At 55.2% G+C, this 15918-nt stretch carries 16 protein-coding genes; 9 read left to right on the forward strand and 7 right to left on the reverse strand.

Annotation, left to right across the window (positions count from 1 at the left end; genetic code table 11):
- Positions 1-44 precede the first annotated feature (44 nt).
- The 6 genes from ahpC to KJI95_RS07055 all read left to right on the forward strand — a co-directional run bounded on the left by ahpC (position 45) and on the right by KJI95_RS07055 (position 6833).
- A complete protein-coding gene (ahpC, locus tag KJI95_RS07030) occupies positions 45-614 on the forward strand; it encodes an alkyl hydroperoxide reductase subunit C (RefSeq protein ID WP_214506470.1) in 570 nt (189 codons plus the stop codon).
- 95 nt (positions 615-709) lie between these two features.
- Complete coding sequence (gene ahpF / locus KJI95_RS07035; RefSeq protein ID WP_214506471.1) at positions 710-2284, forward strand: alkyl hydroperoxide reductase subunit F; 1575 nt, start codon at positions 710-712, stop codon at positions 2282-2284.
- 151 nt (positions 2285-2435) lie between these two features.
- On the forward strand, positions 2436-3542 hold the full coding sequence (locus KJI95_RS07040; RefSeq protein ID WP_349356713.1) for a GGDEF domain-containing protein: 1107 nt from the start codon (positions 2436-2438) through the stop codon (positions 3540-3542).
- A 121-nt stretch (positions 3543-3663) separates the two neighbouring features.
- Positions 3664-4749 (forward strand): porin, encoded by a 1086-nt coding sequence (locus KJI95_RS07045; RefSeq protein ID WP_214506473.1) that lies wholly within the window; start codon positions 3664-3666, stop codon positions 4747-4749.
- A 9-nt stretch (positions 4750-4758) separates the two neighbouring features.
- Entirely contained in the window at positions 4759-5166 is a 408-nt protein-coding gene (locus tag KJI95_RS07050; protein WP_214506474.1) for a type 2 periplasmic-binding domain-containing protein, read from the forward strand.
- A 47-nt stretch (positions 5167-5213) separates the two neighbouring features.
- A complete protein-coding gene (locus KJI95_RS07055) occupies positions 5214-6833 on the forward strand; it encodes a methyl-accepting chemotaxis protein (protein WP_214506475.1) in 1620 nt (539 codons plus the stop codon).
- Positions 6834-7112: 279 nt separating this feature from the next.
- Here the strand turns inward: KJI95_RS07055 and KJI95_RS07060 are convergent, their stop codons facing one another.
- The 3 genes from KJI95_RS07060 to KJI95_RS07070 form a co-directional block, all read right to left on the reverse strand.
- Positions 7113-7313 carry a cytoplasmic protein gene (locus tag KJI95_RS07060; RefSeq protein WP_214506476.1) on the reverse strand — a complete coding sequence of 67 codons (201 nt, stop codon included), beginning with the start codon at positions 7311-7313 and terminating at the stop codon, positions 7113-7115.
- Positions 7314-7418: 105 nt separating this feature from the next.
- Entirely contained in the window at positions 7419-8819 is a 1401-nt protein-coding gene (locus KJI95_RS07065) for a thioredoxin family protein (RefSeq protein WP_214506477.1), read from the reverse strand.
- Between the two features lie 178 nt (positions 8820-8997).
- Complete coding sequence (locus tag KJI95_RS07070) at positions 8998-9375, reverse strand: OmpA family protein (protein ID WP_214506478.1); 378 nt, start codon at positions 9373-9375, stop codon at positions 8998-9000.
- A gap of 379 nt (positions 9376-9754) precedes the next feature.
- Here KJI95_RS07070 and ohrR point away from each other — a divergent pair, with 379 nt between their 5' ends.
- The 3 genes from ohrR to rlmC all read left to right on the forward strand — a co-directional run bounded on the left by ohrR (position 9755) and on the right by rlmC (position 12654).
- Positions 9755-10189, forward strand: coding sequence for a transcriptional regulator OhrR (gene ohrR / locus KJI95_RS07075; RefSeq protein ID WP_214506479.1), 435 nt, complete (start codon positions 9755-9757; stop codon positions 10187-10189).
- 65 nt (positions 10190-10254) lie between these two features.
- Positions 10255-11484 (forward strand): glycerol-3-phosphate dehydrogenase/oxidase, encoded by a 1230-nt coding sequence (locus KJI95_RS07080; RefSeq protein ID WP_214506816.1) that lies wholly within the window; start codon positions 10255-10257, stop codon positions 11482-11484.
- A 33-nt stretch (positions 11485-11517) separates the two neighbouring features.
- Positions 11518-12654: a 23S rRNA (uracil(747)-C(5))-methyltransferase RlmC gene (gene rlmC, locus KJI95_RS07085; protein WP_214506480.1), complete on the forward strand. Its 1137-nt coding sequence runs from the start codon at positions 11518-11520 to the stop codon at positions 12652-12654.
- 64 nt (positions 12655-12718) lie between these two features.
- Here the strand turns inward: rlmC and KJI95_RS07090 are convergent, their stop codons facing one another.
- From KJI95_RS07090 to KJI95_RS07105, 4 genes are read right to left on the reverse strand one after another with little or no spacing between them, the layout of a single operon-like run.
- Positions 12719-13915 carry an ATP-binding protein gene (locus KJI95_RS07090; RefSeq protein ID WP_214506481.1) on the reverse strand — a complete coding sequence of 399 codons (1197 nt, stop codon included), beginning with the start codon at positions 13913-13915 and terminating at the stop codon, positions 12719-12721.
- The gene (locus KJI95_RS07095; protein ID WP_214506482.1) at positions 13912-14613 is read right to left on the reverse strand and encodes a response regulator transcription factor; all 702 of its coding nucleotides are present in this window, start codon (positions 14611-14613) and stop codon (positions 13912-13914) included. Before KJI95_RS07095 ends, KJI95_RS07090 begins: the two co-directional genes overlap by 4 nt.
- Positions 14598-14981 (reverse strand): DUF3019 domain-containing protein, encoded by a 384-nt coding sequence (locus KJI95_RS07100; protein WP_214506483.1) that lies wholly within the window; start codon positions 14979-14981, stop codon positions 14598-14600. Before KJI95_RS07100 ends, KJI95_RS07095 begins: the two co-directional genes overlap by 16 nt.
- Before the next feature lie 9 nt (positions 14982-14990).
- Positions 14991-15854, reverse strand: coding sequence for a MipA/OmpV family protein (locus KJI95_RS07105; RefSeq protein WP_214506484.1), 864 nt, complete (start codon positions 15852-15854; stop codon positions 14991-14993).
- Positions 15855-15918 lie beyond the last annotated feature (64 nt).

Consider the following 15918-nt stretch of genomic DNA (forward strand, 5'->3'; position numbering starts at 1 on the left):
CGAAAATTCACTGAACCAAACGTTAGTTAATGAAGGAGCAAACCATGACTCAATCAATCATCAACACCACCATCAAGCCATTCAAAGCCACGGCTTTCCACAAGGGCGAATTCGTACCTGTGACCGAGCAGGATCTGCTGGGCAAATGGTCTGTAGTGTTCTTCTACCCAGCCGACTTCACCTTCGTGTGCCCAACTGAACTGGGTGACATGGCTGACCACTACGCCAAGCTGCAGTCAATGGGCGTGGAAGTGTACTCAGTGTCAACCGACACCCACTTCACCCACAAAGCATGGCACGACACTTCTGACACCATCCGCAAGATTGACTTCCCGATGGTGGGTGACCCAACCGGTACCATCACCCGTAACTTCGGCGTGATGATCGAAGAAGAAGGTCTGGCCCTGCGCGGTACCTTCGTTATCAACCCAGAAGGTCAGATCAAAGTGGCTGAAATCCACGACCTGGGCATCGGCCGCAGCGCCAGCGAACTGGTTCGCAAAATCCAGGCCGCTCAGTATGTTGCCAGCCATGACGGCGAAGTGTGCCCTGCCAAGTGGCAGCCAGGTGACGAAACTCTGGCTCCATCACTGGACCTGGTAGGCAAGATCTAAGCCTTACCCTGCATCACCCCTTGCTCCGGGCCTCCCCCTGATTTGGCCCGGAGCCTTTTCACCCGGTTATATATTTGCTTGCATCTGGAGCCACCATGTTAAACGCGGATTTGAAACAGCAGCTTAAAACCTATCTGCAGAATTTACGGCAAGACGTCAGACTCGTGGTGTCTGCCGATGACAGCAAAAAGTCACAGGAATTGCTCGACCTGGCCAACGACATCGCCTCCTTGTCTCCGTTGGTTTCAGTGACCAAGGCCAGGCTCGAGCGCTCTCCTGCCATGCAGGTGACCAACGACCAGGGCACCGACATTCGTTTTGCCGGCCTGCCTATGGGACACGAATTCACCTCGCTGGTGCTGGCACTGCTGCACACAGGCGGCCACCCGCTGAAGCTTGATGCTGAAATCATTGAGCAAATCAAAGGGCTGCCGGAAGGGCTCAAGTTTGAGACCTTTGTGTCGCTGAGCTGCCAGAACTGTCCTGATGTGGTGCAGGCCCTCAACATGATGGCGGCACTGAACAGCGGGATCAGCAACACCATGATTGATGGCGCGCTGTTCCAGGACGAAGTGGATGCTCGCCAGATCATGGCGGTGCCTTCGGTGTACCTGAATGGTGAACTGTTTGCCCAGGGCCGTATTAGCCTCAAAGAAATTCTTGCCAAGGTCGACACCAACGCCACGGCGCGTCAGGCCAAGGCGCTCAGCGAGCGTAAGCCTTACGAAGTGCTGATTGTCGGCGGTGGTCCTGCCGGTGCCTCGGCGGCCATTTACTCGGCACGCAAAGGCTTGCGTACCGGGCTTGTGGCCGACCGTTTCGGTGGTCAGGTGGCGGAAACTATTGGTATTGAGAACTTTATTTCGGTTAAAGCGACCGAAGGTCCAAAGCTGGTGGCAAACCTTGAAGCACACGTCCGAGATTATGAGGTTGACGTGATGGACAGCCAGAAAGCGGTGCGCCTGACCAAAGAGCGCGACAGCAGCGGTCTGTATCAGGTCGAACTTGCCAACGGCGCTGTGCTGTCGGGTAAAACCGTACTGCTTGCCACCGGTGCCCGCTGGCGCGAAATGAACGTGCCCGGCGAGAAAGAGTACCGTGGCCGCGGCGTGGCGTACTGCCCGCACTGCGATGGCCCGCTGTTCAAAGGCAAGCGCGTTGCCGTGATTGGTGGCGGTAACTCAGGTATTGAAGCGGCGATTGACCTTGCCAACATCGTTGAGCACGTAACTGTGCTTGAGTTTGACAGCAAGCTGCGCGCCGACGAGGTGCTGGTGCGTAAGGCCCGCTCTATGGGCAATATCGACATCATCACCATGGCGCAAACCACCGAGGTGCGCGGTGACGGCAACAAGGTTACTGGTCTGGTTTACACCGACCGCAACACCGGCGACAGCCATGAAGTCACTCTGGCGGGGATCTTCGTGCAAATCGGTCTGGTGCCAAACACCGAATGGCTCAAGGGTACTCTGGAGCTAACTCCTCGCGGTGAAATCGTCGTGGATGAGCGCGGCCAAACCTCCTTGCCGGGAGTATTTGCGGCGGGTGATGTAACCAACTCAGCCTACAAACAAATTATCATCGCCATGGGCAGCGGCGCGACTGCAAGCCTCGGTGCCTTCGATTACCTCATCAGGCACAGCGAGCAAACTGATACACAGGCCGCGTGATAAACACGGAAACAAACTGATAAATTCAGTGAAAGACAAAGCCGGCGTCCGCCGGCTTTTTCATTCCCCCGTTGGGGAAGTGTGTCTGATAATTCGTGCTATATTGGCTTTTTCAACCGGATTTATGGGTTAACAGTTGGACAGAGAAGCAGTGCCATTTGATCAATTGCTCAGGGACGAAACCCGTCAGTACCTGCTAAGAGGCATGTTGTGGCTGAGTTCGGCAAGCCTGGTGTTGCTGTGGGTAACGCTGTTAAGTCTGCTGTTTTCGCCCCATCTTGAGCTCGATTTCGTCCGGGTGATGGCGCTGGTTTTGCCGTTTTCACTTCTGTGTCTTGCTTTTATCGGCTTGTATTTTTTCCGTTTTCGCCACAGTGGTTTCCATAACTGGGTTTATGGGCATTTGCTCGCGATGGTGGTGGGCTGGCTGGTGGTAATGTGGATGCTTTCCCACGGCGGCGCATCCATGCTGACCGCGGTGGAGACCCTGTGCGACATCCTGATGTTGCTGATGGCGATAGCCCTGTTTCCCTCGCTTCGGCTCACAATAGCGGCGGTGTTTCCGCTGCTGCTGTTGTCGGCCTATTTTCGTTTTGAGCTGATGCCGGAAAGCTGGCTCTTTAACCTGGTGCGTACCTTCTGCCTTGCTGTGTTGCTTCTCAGTGGCCGTGAAATCATTTACGGCTGGTTTCGAAAGGCGGTGCGCCGTGACGCTGAAAAGCGCAAGTTGCTGAAACATTTTCGCAAAATGGCGCTGGTGGATGGGCTGACTGGCCTCAGTAACCGCCGTCACTTTGACGATATACTCGAGCAGGAAATCCGCGCCGCGAGCCGCACAGGCCACTCTTTGTGCCTGATTTTGCTCGATATCGATTTCTTCAAGCGGCTCAACGATTCGCTTGGTCATCAGGCTGGAGACGACTGCCTGCGCCGGATAGGCAAACTGCTTGGCAGTACTTCGCGCCGGCCACGGGATCTGGCCGCCCGCTACGGCGGTGAGGAATTTGCTATTCTGTTACCTGAGACCAGCCTTGCCGGCGCCGAAGAAGTCGCGACAAAGATTGCCCGTTTGCTCACGCAGGCGGCTATCCCACATCCCGATTCTGACGTTGGCAGTGCCATTACCGTGTCACAGGGGCTGGTGAAGTGGCAGGCGGGGATGGAAGCCGTGCCTCTGCTCGCGGCCGCCGATGAAGCCTTGTATGAAGCCAAACAGCGGGGTCGCAATCAATTCCGGGTTGCCAGCATTTCGGCCTGAACTGAAGAACCCTTAGACCGCCCGACTGACGATTTGTTCAAAATATAACCCTTAAGTTTGCCAATTTGTTGACCTGACCTAGTCTTAAAGTTGGATACACTTGGCAACTGTAAGGTTTTATATGAAATACAAACAGGCAATCTGCCTTGGCGCGCTGGTGATGAGTAGCGCAGCGCTGGCCGAGGTCAACATATCCGGATTTGCGTCTGTTGTGGGCGGACAGGTGCTGGAAGGCAGTGGTGTCGAGGAGTTTGGTCTGGAGCCGACCTTCCTTGCAGACTATCCCCTGGTGGGCGCTTATACCGAAGAAATCAGTTTTGAACCGGACACCCTGTTCGGTATTCAGCTCTCAGCCGATCTGCTTGAAGGTTTGTCGGCAACCGCACAGATAGTGTCCCGCGGTGCCAATGACTTTGAAGCCGACTTTGAGTGGGCGTATCTCTCCTACGAATTTAATGAACACTGGACAGTGCAGGCCGGTAAAAAGCGGCTGCCGCTTTATTATTACAGTGACTTTTTTGATGTGGGCTTTGCCTACCCCTGGATCCGTCCACCTGCTGATAACTACACCTGGCAAATCTTCAACTACACAGGTGTCAGCGTGCTCTATAACTACCTGATTGGCGACTGGACCCTGACCGGCCAGGCATATTTTGGCCGTGAGGACGATGAGCCGAACAAGCTACTGTCAGAGTTCTTTTTTGGCGAGCCAACCCGTGAAATCTGGAAAGATATCGGCGGTATTGTGGCGCAGCTGAATTACGAATGGCTCGACATTCGCCTGACCCACATGCAATACACCAACGAGCGCTATATCGGCGGCGAACAGGTGGAGTGGGACGGCCAGACCGAGCGCGATGGCAAGTTTTACGGCCTGTCAGTCAACATCGACTGGAATAACGTACTGCTGCTGACCGAAATTAACCGACTCACACTGCAAGGCGATGATTTGGATACCTATCTTGTAACTCTGGGTTACCGATTTGGCAGTGTGATGCCCTTTGTTTCCTATTCAGACTTTGATGACGGCAATGAAATTCATAACACCACATCCTTTGGTGTTCGTTGGGATTTTCATCCCTCTGCCGCGTTTAAGATCCAGTACGACGACGTGAGTGACGAAGGCGTCGGCGCCGGTACCGAGGATTCATGGCGGGTTGCCGGGGACTCCAAGTCCATCAGTCTGGGCGTTGACCTGGTATTTTAGGAGAGAGCCATGAAAACTTTGATTAACTCAATCCTACTGTGTCTGTGTTCAATGCAGGTGTTTGCCGGAGTGGCTGTGATTGTTCACCCCAATAACGGCGACACCATAGATAAAAAAGCCATCGAAAACATCTACCTTGGCAAAACCAAGTCGTTCCCCGGTGGCGGTCAGGCGGTGCCGGTAAATCTGGAAGGTGGGCCTGTGCGTGAAGCATTCGACAGCACTGTGCTTGGCAAGTCGTCCAGCCAGCTTAAGTCCTACTGGTCGCAAAAAGTGTTTACCGGTAAAGGTACGCCGCCAAAGGAAGTGGCCAGCGCCGAAGAGGTGATAGGGCTTGTTTCATCCAACCCCAATATCATTGGCTACATTGATAGTAGTCAGGTCAATGGTTCGGTGAAGGTAATTGCCGAGTTCTGATAGCCGGTGCCGGCGTTTGCCGGCACCTTGCTCAGAGGGGGCTGCCCATGTCGTGGTTCAATAACCTTTCCATATTCAAAAAAGTTGCAGTGGTGTTTGTGCTGTCGGTGGCCATTTTTATGGTTAACCTCGGTATCAGTCTGGTGTCCATCAGTAAAAATCGCGCCACACTCGACTTTATGGAGCAGAAGATTTATCAGCGGGTGGAGCTTGCCAACCAGAATGTCATGTTGGTGCAGCGTCTTGATGAGGTTTACACCCAGGCGGTGTCGCTGGCCGATGAAGAGCTGCTCGAGCAGGCGGGCAACCACTATCAGGAGCTGGCCAATAATCTGGGGCTGCTGTTTGAGTCTGACACACTCAAATCAGCCGATCTTAAGACCATCAGCACAGAGCTTGCTGACTACAAGCAAATGACCTCATCACTCGCCAAAAGCATGCTGGACGGCACCGCCGATATGGCCAATATTGCCACCGTAAGCCAGCAAAAAAGTGCCGCCTATGAAGGGGTTCTGAGGCAAATTCAGGCTTACAAGCAGGCCAAGGTTGAGGAATTTCAAAACACCATCAGGGAGGCAGCCGAGCGCTCCGAAAACAGCCTATGGCTGACCATGGCGGTGGGAGTAGGGCTGCTGCTTATTATGGCGGTGGTTACTATGTCGATTGGGCGCGCCATCAGCCAAAGTGCCAAAGGCGTTGCGCGTTCTCTTGGGGAGCTTGCCGACGGCAAGGGTGATTTGACCGACCAGTTGCCGGTCAGCAGCAACGATGAGTTGGGGCAGGTGGCCGGTAACTTTAACCGCTTTCTTGGCTTACTGGCCGAGTCGATTCAGCGGGTGGTAAATGTAACCGCACCGCTGCTGGACAGCGCCCACGATTTGAATGCCAAAATGGAAGCGGCAAGCGCAGCAACCGAGCAGCAAAGCCGTGATGCCCGCAACGTGCAAAGCTCAATGGAAGAGATGCGCCATTCTGTGACCGACATATCCCACAATGCCAGCCAGGCGGCGGAAGCGGCCAAAATTGCCGAAAAAGAGGCGATGAGCGGGATGGCGGTGGTGCAGCGCACCATGAGTATTTCCCGCGAGCTGAACGCTGAAATTGCCCAGGCATCCAATTCCATCAATGAGCTGGCGCGAGATACCGAGAGTGTGACATCCATTTTGAACGTGATCACCTCCATTGCTGAGCAAACCAACCTGTTGGCGCTCAATGCCGCGATTGAGGCAGCGAGGGCGGGTGAGCAGGGGCGGGGATTTGCGGTGGTGGCCGATGAAGTGCGGGCGCTGGCATCGAAAACGGCGGATGCCACCAAAGAAATCCGCGAAGTGCTGACCCGGCTTAAAGGCGCGGCGGAGTCTTCTGTCAGTACCATGAACACGGCAATGAGCAAGTCGTCTGAAAATGAAGAGCATGCGGGGAAAACCGGCCGGGCGCTGGAGAGCATTCAGCAGCAGATTGTGAGTATTACCGCCATGAACAGCCATATTGCCAAGGCGACTGACGAGCAGTCTCAGGTGGCATCCTTGGTGGTAGATAACGTGGTGGACATGAACTCCTCTCTCGAGCACACCCTCAGTATCCTAAGTCAGGTGCAGCAGTTGTCTTCAGGCTTATCTGACTTTGCTGATGCGCTGCAAAGTGCCACGTCCCAGTTCAGGCTCTGATGTTAAGGACGAAAGTCGGCGAGTTGCTTGTTGACTACCCTGAGCTTGCTGAGCCCGTGCCTGATTTAATGGCACAGTTGCAGGTTTCAAGTTTCATCGAGCAAGGCTGCGAGTCGATAAGTCGGTCGATAGGTCGATAGGTCGCTAGGTCGATAAGTCGATAAGTTTACAAACAATAACGCCGGCAATTGCCGGCGTTATGGGTTAAGCCCTGAACTTTTACCCTCGAAGCTTGAGCCTCGAAGCTTGAACCTCAAAGCTTGAACCTTAGTGTAAAGCTCAGGCGGTGGTATCGATGTTGTGGCCGATATTGCCCACCGGGGCGGATTTGGGTGCAGGCGCGGTAGCGGCATTAATCAAATCCACGGCAATTTGCCCCTCAACTTTTTGCTGCTCTTTGGCAAGCTGGGCAACCTTAACCCCAACCGCGCCGTTGCTCAGGTTCGGTTCGATATTTGCTGTGCTGATGGACATCGCCATAATGTACTTCTCCAATGGTGGCCGAAACCTTTTATCGGCGCCCTGCCAGTAAACTTTAGCCCCCGAGGCCTGATTTGCAAGGCGCCGTATGGTTCGCCCGGGCGATTATTGGCTCGCCGCCTTTGTAGCCAAGAGCTTACGACCAAGTAAAATTACAGTCGTCAGCAGGATAGAGCCCACAATCAGACCGATGGCCAGCGCTACGTTTTGCAGTGAGGTCGGATCCCACACCAGCATGCCGCCAAGGCCAACCATCATCACGCCGGACATGAGTTTGAGCGACTCGCCCTCTTTCTCACTGAGCTTGCGTTTGCCCAGGGTCAGGGCAAATACCAGCACAATCAGCGCCAGCGGGATCACATACACCAGGTTGTACATCACCAGATAAAAATAGCGTTCGGTTGACGGCAGTTCGTGCATCGCCAGCACACTGGTGTAAATCATCGGGAAACCGGCGGTGCACAGCAGCTCGTAGGCGTTGGCAAGGATGGCCAGTACTGTGGTGCCTATTATCATGGCGGTCATGGAGCTGGCGCTGGAAAGCTTGCCCATCCGCTTGATAAGACCAGTGCGCTTTTCGGCCGACATCGACAGGGTGACTTCACCCTTTTCGAAGAAAAAGTCCTTGATGTTAAGGCTGCCGGCTACCAGTGCCAGCACCCCGGCGGCAAGGATAATGGTGCCGCCATCACCGTCGGCGCCAAGGAGTTCAAACATGTTGAGCCAGGCCGTCATAAACAGGAAGTAAATAAAGCCTGAGAAAAACACAAAGATGCCGCCGACAATCAGCATCCGGCTGCGGCTCTTGGCGTTGACCATGATCGACAGCAAAAACAGCAGCACAAAGAAGGCGCAGGGGTTAAAGGCATCGACCCCGGCAAGTACCAGCGTCAGCAGCGGCAGAGATAACTGATCCGGTGTCACCACACCGATAAAGGGCAGCTCCACCGGTTGCACATTGCTGCTGGCGGAGGTGTCAGCGCCTGAGTCACAGGTGCCCGCCTCGGTTGATGAGCTGCAGGTGCCAAAAAGTGGCGCATTGCCCGCTGGCGCAGTAACAGGTGTATCGTCGCTGGCATCGAGCACGCCGCCAAGGCTTAAGTAGCATTCCTTCAGGCGCGATACCAAAAAGGCACCTGTTACTTCGGCGCTGCTGTAGCCTATGCTGGCTTTGCCGCAAATGGCAAAGAAGGGCACAGAGCGGGTGTCTGTGCCGGTTGCCGAGGCGATTTGCTGCCATTTATCCCGCGCGCCGGGGGCGGTGATCATCTCCGATTCCAGCGAAATCCAGGGGTACTTTTTCGGCAGTTCATCGATAAAGGGATGCGCCTCAGCGCAGTGTGGGCAAGTCTTGGACCAGAAAAAATACAGTTTGACCACAGGCTTACCGCTGGCGTCCTTTGCGTGCCAAAGCGGGTTGTCCGGCGAATGTCCTTCGTGGGCATAGGATGAAAAACTGATACTGGCAAACAGCATCAACAGCGTAACAAAGATAGCGCGGACCATATGGCCTCCCTTCCCGGTATTGCCGGGCGCAAAACAAAACCGCAAAACAAAACCTTTGTTACTACTTTAACGAAAACGCATGCAGGGGCTAAATCGGCCTGTCAAAACTGTAAATTGCATCAGAAAATGAACCGATTATGAGAAGCAAAAGGCCTTCGTGAGAAGGCCTTTTGGGTGCTCAGAGCGCTTTGATGAAAGGCTCTCGCGGGGCGGGGGTGACATCGGCAAGCATTTGCTCGGCGGGCATCTCGGGTTCATTGCACCAAAAGAGCCGCACATCACGGTTTTCGGCGTTGCCGGCGGTGAGAATGCGGCTGACCATGGCCGAACCGAAACCGCCTTTGCTCAGAAACTCCTTTACCCGCTCAATCCGGCGCTCAGCAAGCCACATGTTGTATTTTTGCAGGTCGGCGTTGCCAAGCTCACGGTCGAATTCAAATTCGATTAAAAGGTAACCTTTATTGCTGCTCGCCTGCGTTTGCGAAGACTCAATCAGCTGCTTTAGGGTGTTGCCGCCACTGGCGTCAAAGTACGAACTGTTCCTGTCAAAACTCACAAGGCCGAGTTCTGTTCTGTCCAGACATTTAGCGTTGGCATTAAATGCCAATATTAAGATAAGTGCAGAAATATGTTTTAACATCAGGGTTCCGTAAAGAATATTGTACTGTTTATTATTTATTTTTGGTGGTCAATTTAAGACATTGTTAGCCTGATTTCAATTTGAGAACCGGCCAAAAAAAGCGGCGGCTGCGACGGGGGTAAACGTCAGAAAAAGGACACCGCAAAAAGAGCGGCGTGAAGGCGGTTCTCTGCGGCATGGCGTCAGGATTTTGGCTGAAAAAAATTTTTTACGTCTGTCACTTTTTCCTCGCCATGGGCAGATTTTTTTTGTTATAACACAACTAATTTGTGTGCAACTTAAATTGGAGCGCAAGATGCAAGATCCATTGGCGCTTGACCGTCAGGTCTGTTTTTCTTTGTACCGTGCAAGTAATGCCATGATCCGCGCCTACCGCCCTGTGCTCGATGGTCTGGGGCTGACTTACCCACAATACCTGGTGATGCTGGTGCTGTGGGAAGAAGAAGGGCTCAGTGTCAAGGCGCTGGGTGAGCGGCTGCATCTGGACTCGGGCACGCTCACGCCGCTGCTGAAACGCCTCGAGCAAAAGGGCCTTATCAGCCGTGGGCGCAGCGAGCAGGATGAAAGGGTGCGGGTACTGCACCTGACCGACGATGGCCGTATTCTTAAACGCGGCGCCCGTGATATTCCCGACCGGATGCGCTGCATGGTGGGCACAGGTCTTGAAGAGCTCGCCGAGCTTAAAAGGCTGTGCGACAAGGCGGCCAAATTGCTTGAGCGGGAGCTGTAAACTTTCGAAAATTCTGACTATTGTCATACAGACAAGGCAGCAACGGCGAAGCGCAAATGAGCATGATGACAGACATGGATGTGCTGGTGGTCGGTGGCGGTATTGCCGGTGTGGGCGTGGCGCAGTTTGCGGCGGCGGCCGGTTACAGCGTTACCCTGGTGGAGCGCGGCCTGATTGGCAGCGAAACCTCAGCCAACTCCAGCAAGCTTATCCACGGCGGGCTCAGATACCTTGAAAGCTTTCAGCTCGATCTGGTGCGTAAGTCACTCAAAGAGCGGCGTAAGCTGCTTGAGCTTGCGCCAGAGCTGGTTAAACCCGTGCCGTTTTATATCCCGGTTTATCGAACCAGCAAGCGCGGCGCTTTGACGATTCGCGCCGGCTTGTCCCTCTACGGTTTACTCAGTGAATTTGACCCCCTTGGCCGCTTTCGGCGTGTACCGGCGAAAAACTGGCAAACGCTTTGCGGCCTGAAAACCGATGGCCTTGAGGCGGTGTTCCAGTATTGGGATGCCCAGACTGACGACAGTCGCTTGTGTCAGGCGGTTGCCCACAGCGCGCTGCTGCTTGGCACCCGCCTTTGTGAGCACACTGAAGTTACCGCCATCAGCCATGGCAAAGATGGCTGTCAGGTGAGCCTGCTTAAGCATTTTCAACACGGACAAGCCCCAGTGCCAGCCGAGGTGCGTGCTGCGCTGGTGGTAAACGCCTGCGGCCCCTGGGTCAATCAACTGCTGGATTGTGTTAGTCCGCCGGTGGCCAAACTGGCGATTGACTGGGTGCAGGGCGCGCACTTGCTGCTCGACCTGCCGCCGCCTGACGGCATTTTGTATCTTGAGTCCCCCATCGACCAACGGGTGGTCTTTGTGATGCCCTGGTACGGCAAAACCCTGGTCGGCACCACTGAAACCCGCTTAAGCTCCCTTGACACTGTGGCGGTGACCGAGGCCGAAAAGCGCTATTTGCTGTCGCTTTACAGCCATTACTTTCCGCAAAAAGGCGATGTGGCGGCGCTTGAGTCTTTTATCTGCGGCAGTTTTTGCGGGGTGAGGGTGCTGCCAAAGCTTCCCGGTGATGCCTTTCATGCACCGCGGGATACTCTGATGCATCTCGACCCGACCCATCCACGGCTTTTGAGCATTTATGGCGGCAAACTCACCACCTTCAGAAGCAGTGCGGCCGATGTGCTGGGCTGGATTACCGCGAGCCTTGGGCCACGCCAGCCAATTGCCAATGTCGATAAACTTAAGCTGGCAATTGCGCCGCCGCGGGATGATTTTATCGGCCAAACAGGCTAAAGTGTGCGCCGATTTTAAACGGGAGAGCCAAACGTGAGTTGTGAATTCTTTGCCAAAGGCCTGTGTCAGTCGTGCCGATTTATGGCAAAAAGTCTGGATGAGCAACTCACTGACAAGCAGCAAAAACTCGAATCGCTGCTTGCCGGGCTGAACGTCGATGCCTTTTTGCCGCCGGTCAGTGGCCCGGAGTTCGGGTTTCGCAATAAGGCCAAGATGGTAGTGATGGGCGCGGCCCATGAGCCGGTACTCGGCATTCCCGGCCCGGGCGGTAAACCCCTAAGCCTCACCGCCTGCCCGCTGTATCCTGCCGATATGCAGGTGCTGCTCGCTGAGCTTGAAGCCTTTGTGCGCCGCGCGGGCATTCCGCCCTATCGGGTCGATAAAGCCAAAGGCGAGCTTAAGTTTGTTTTGCTGACCCGCAGCGCCGTGCGCGGCGAGTTTATGCTACGTTTTGTGCTGCGAAGCCATGATGCTATTCACCGTATCGAGCGCGAGTTGCCGGCGCTGCTCGCCAGTTTTCCTGCCATCAAGGTGGTGTCGGTCAACCTGCAGCCGGTGCACATGGCACGCCTCGAGGGCGACGAAGAGATATTCCTCACCGACGCCACGCGCCTTGAGGAAGTGTTCAATGCCGTGCCGCTGTATATTCGCCCCAAGAGCTTTTTTCAGACCAACCCAGAGGTCGCATCGGCGCTTTATGCCACTGCTGCGGCCTGGGTGGATGAGCTTAAGCCCGAAAGCCTGTGGGATCTTTTTTGTGGTGTTGGCGGATTTGGCCTGCACTGCGCCAGTGATACCTTCCCGGTAACCGGCATCGAGATTGAAGCCGAGGCCATCGAGTGCGCCAGAATGTCGGCGAGGAGCATGGGGCTTGAAAATCTGAGCTTCAGCGCCCTGGATTCCACCGATTTTGCCAAGGGCAGCGATGCTGCCAGCGTGCCTGAGGTCATCATAGTCAACCCGCCGCGCCGGGGGATTGGTGACGAGCTGTGTGCCAGCTTAAGCGCCTTTGGTCCCCGCGCCATCATCTATTCAAGCTGCAACGGCGAGACCCTCGCCAAGGATTTGCGCGCCATCGACGGCTATCGCATCGCCAGAGTGCAGCTCTTTGATATGTTCCCCCACAGCGACCACTTTGAAGTGCTGTGTCTGCTCACTAAAGTCGATTGATTCAAGCCAAGGGCGCAGCAAACTGGACTTGGTTGCTCTACTCTTTTGCGCGGCAAAACCGATTTCAGAAAACCGGCCTGCGCCACCGCAGGCTGATGGCGGCGCCGCCAAGGTCGCTGTCGCGCTTGATTTTTACTGTACCCTGATGCCAGATGGCAATCTTGCGGACGATGTAAAGTCCGAGTCCGTAACCTGAGCTTTGCTCCTTTTGACCACGCTCGAAGGCGCGGCGCAGTTCGCTGCCTTTATCATCAAAGCCCGGGCCGTCGTCGGCGACAGTCAACGTCCAGTGGCGCTCGGTTGCCAGCAGACTGATGCGGATCTGTTTGCCGGCGTAGCGCAGGGCGTTGGCGATAAGATTTTGCGCCGCAAGCTCCATTGACAGCGGATCGATTTGGATTTTGCCGCCGCTTGCCTGGCAATCGAGCTGCAGGCTGAACTGGAACCTGTCGGCGTAGATGCTGAATTTACTGAGTAAATCCGCCATAAAGGCGTCGGCATCGAGCCATTGGCGGGTTTGCTTATGCTGCTGATGCTCAACCTGGGCAAAGGAGAGGTAGCTGCGGGTCAGCTCTTCAATCTGATCTATATCCTGCGACAACCGGCTCAGGTACTGCTCGGGCAGCTGTTCCCGTGATAGCTCCAGCGCAAAGCGCATCCGTGACAAGGGGGTGCGGATTTCATGGGAGATGGTGCGGGATAGGTCTTTGTGCAGCTGCAAAAAGTCCATGATTTGCGCCGTCATGGTTTCAAAGCTAAGTGCCAGCGGGTAGATGGCGGAGCGGGGGCGGATCCCGGTTTTCAGCTTCTGCGGGCTGTCACCAAAGGACAGCGCCTTGGATTGCAGCAGGCTTAAATCTTTGAAAACCCGGCCTATCAGCAGCAATATGGTGAGCGCGAGGCTGGCGTAAAGCAAAGGGATCAGCGCGGTGATTTTATCGCTGCCAGGCCGGGATACCACAGGCCCCATTTCTCTGAGATCGCCATTTTCAAGCTGCTGATAATAATAGCTTTCGCCATTTTCGCGGCCGAGTGAAATCAGCTGCCCTGCGGCTAATTTTTCCATCAGCTCGGCGGAAAAGGCGATATGGCCTGCGGGAATGTCGCGAAATTCCAGCGAGCCCTGGCGCAGCAGCGCCTCGGCATCGAGGTTATAGCCGTAGGCGTCGTCAAAGGCGCTGTAGATGAGGTTGAACGACCAGACGATAAGGGCGCAGGAGGCGATGATAAGCACAAACAGGCGCAGCAGCTGCGGCTTCATGACTCCTCGCCGGCAAAGTTCACCACATAGCCGCGGCCATGGACGGTGCGGATGTTGAGCCCCGGGATCCTGAACTGTTCCAGTTTGCGCCGCAGGCGGGAGATTTTCAGATCCATGGCGCGATCCAGGCCGTCGTATTCGCGGCCAATAAAGCGCTCAAACAAAAATTCGCGGCTCAGCACTTCATCGATGCGGCTGAGTAAAATCCACAGCAGCTCAGTTTCCTGGGTGGTCAGTTCAAAGTGCCTTTCGCCAAAGCTCAGCTGCTGGTGGGCGCGGTGCAGTTGCAGCTCGCCCCGCTGCCAGATGAGTTTGTCAGGCTTTGACTGGCGCCTGAGCCTGGCGTTGATGCGCGCAAGCAGCAGCCCCGGCATCACGGGTTTGGTGATGTAATCGACGGCGCCAAGCTCAAGGCCGTGGATTTCATCTTCGGTGTTGGCAAGGGCGGTCATGAAAATCACCGGCGCGGCAAACTTGCGGCTTAAGGTCGGAAAGGCGGCAAAGCCATCCTGTCCGGGCAACATCACATCGCAGATGATGAGGTCGATGGTTTTGCCGTCGCAGGCCTTGAGCGCCGCCTCGATGGAATCGGCGTGAATAAGAGTAAATTGCTGATTCTCAAGGAAGGTAATGATGAGTTCGGCCAGTGGCAGATCATCTTCAATCAGCAGCAGTACGGGTGTTACAGCAGATCCCAATTGAGTCCCCTCCGTTTACGTTTCACCGGTGGCTGAAACAGTGCCACCGACAGGTCGGCCGACAGCAGCACCCGCGATTCCATGTCGCGGATTTCGACCTGGGTATCCTGCTCCAGTGCCAGCGACAATTGCTCGCTGAGCTCCTTTAGGCCTGTGTAGCAGCGGCGTGGTCCGGTTTCATGTTTAAGCCACAGGCACAGGTCCTGCTCGCGCTCTCCGGCGTAGGTGACCGACACATCAAAGCGGCAGGGCAGGTTGTCTGCACTGGTGGCGCAGGCCTTGGGCGTAACTTTCAGCTCGGCCGCCTTCGGCATACTGCCGGGCACAAGGCCGATGCACAGGAGGATGAGTGACAGGATTATCTTCATCTCGCCTCCTTAAAATTGATAACTGACGCCGACAAAGCCGGCGAAGTAACTGTCGGCGCTGATAAGCACGCTGTCGCGGATGCTGTCGCCAAGGGCGGTGTGCTTTAACGTGGCGACCAGCATAAGACTGTCGCTGAGCGGCACATTGACTACCGCTTTCACATGCCAGTTGGTGGCGGCTTCAAGCGGTTTTAAGCGAATGGGGCGGGTAAACTCTTCTTTTCGGGCGTTATAGTAGTAATCCACCAGCTCGGCGCTCTTGTACACGCCGCCGGCTTCAAGCCCGATGGCGCCCCATGACCAGACAAAAGCCTTTTTGGCGCTGAGCTGCCACTCATAACCGTTATGCACCCCGGTGACATCGTAAAAAAGGCCGGAGGTCAGATCAAACGCCGGGGTGTACCAGGTGGCGCTTAAGCCTGCGAGGTAGGAGATTTTGCGTTCCACAGCCGGTGGCGGTTCGACGGCTTTACTTGGGCGGGTGATAGGCTCCCGCGACGGGGTAAAGCCCATGATGTCTGACAGCAGCAATTTGCCTACGCCATCAAACTCGAAAAAGATGCCGTCTTCGTTGGGCTGGCCCTGGACATCGACCGAGATCCAGTCGGTTTCATACAGGCTGTAACCCAGGGTCAGGTTTTCGACGTAAAACCGCTCGCCGTAGTAATACCAGCTTGGCAGCACATAGGTGCTGATATTGTCGGTTTTGGCCCGGGGGTTTTCCAGCACGCCATAGCCAAGCGCAAGGGAAAACTGCCAGTCGCCGGCGCTGACCTGCTGCAGTGTGTCGCTGTCTGCTGCATCTTGCGTCGCTTCAGCCAAGGCCGAAACGCTGGTGCAAAGGAGCAGCAGTAGTGTGAACAAACGCTTCATTATTGGTGTTGATGCCTGTGTGTGACTCAGAAAAAGCGGTGCTCTTGGGGCACCTTTTGGTTCA

Origin of the sequence: Shewanella jiangmenensis, from assembly GCF_018596335.1 — a bacterium.
GTDB classification, from domain to species: Bacteria; Pseudomonadota; Gammaproteobacteria; order Enterobacterales; family Shewanellaceae; genus Shewanella; species Shewanella jiangmenensis.

Excerpts from the sequence above, each read along its gene's own strand:
- ahpC (WP_214506470.1), top strand. The coding sequence starts at position 45 with ATGACTCAATCAATCATCAACACCACCATCAAGCCATTCAAAGCCACG.
- KJI95_RS07060 (WP_214506476.1), bottom strand. The coding sequence starts at position 7,313 with ATGGCGATGTCCATCAGCACAGCAAATATCGAACCGAACCTGAGCAAC.
- KJI95_RS07080 (WP_214506816.1), top strand. The coding sequence starts at position 10,255 with ATGACAGACATGGATGTGCTGGTGGTCGGTGGCGGTATTGCCGGTGTG.
- KJI95_RS07090 (WP_214506481.1), bottom strand. The coding sequence starts at position 13,915 with ATGAAGCCGCAGCTGCTGCGCCTGTTTGTGCTTATCATCGCCTCCTGC.
- ahpF (WP_214506471.1), top strand. The coding sequence starts at position 710 with ATGTTAAACGCGGATTTGAAACAGCAGCTTAAAACCTATCTGCAGAAT.
- ohrR (WP_214506479.1), top strand. The coding sequence starts at position 9,755 with ATGCAAGATCCATTGGCGCTTGACCGTCAGGTCTGTTTTTCTTTGTAC.
- KJI95_RS07055 (WP_214506475.1), top strand. The coding sequence starts at position 5,214 with ATGTCGTGGTTCAATAACCTTTCCATATTCAAAAAAGTTGCAGTGGTG.
- KJI95_RS07065 (WP_214506477.1), bottom strand. The coding sequence starts at position 8,819 with ATGGTCCGCGCTATCTTTGTTACGCTGTTGATGCTGTTTGCCAGTATC.
- KJI95_RS07050 (WP_214506474.1), top strand. The coding sequence starts at position 4,759 with ATGAAAACTTTGATTAACTCAATCCTACTGTGTCTGTGTTCAATGCAG.
- KJI95_RS07045 (WP_214506473.1), top strand. The coding sequence starts at position 3,664 with ATGAAATACAAACAGGCAATCTGCCTTGGCGCGCTGGTGATGAGTAGC.
- KJI95_RS07105 (WP_214506484.1), bottom strand. The coding sequence starts at position 15,854 with ATGAAGCGTTTGTTCACACTACTGCTGCTCCTTTGCACCAGCGTTTCG.
- KJI95_RS07100 (WP_214506483.1), bottom strand. The coding sequence starts at position 14,981 with ATGAAGATAATCCTGTCACTCATCCTCCTGTGCATCGGCCTTGTGCCC.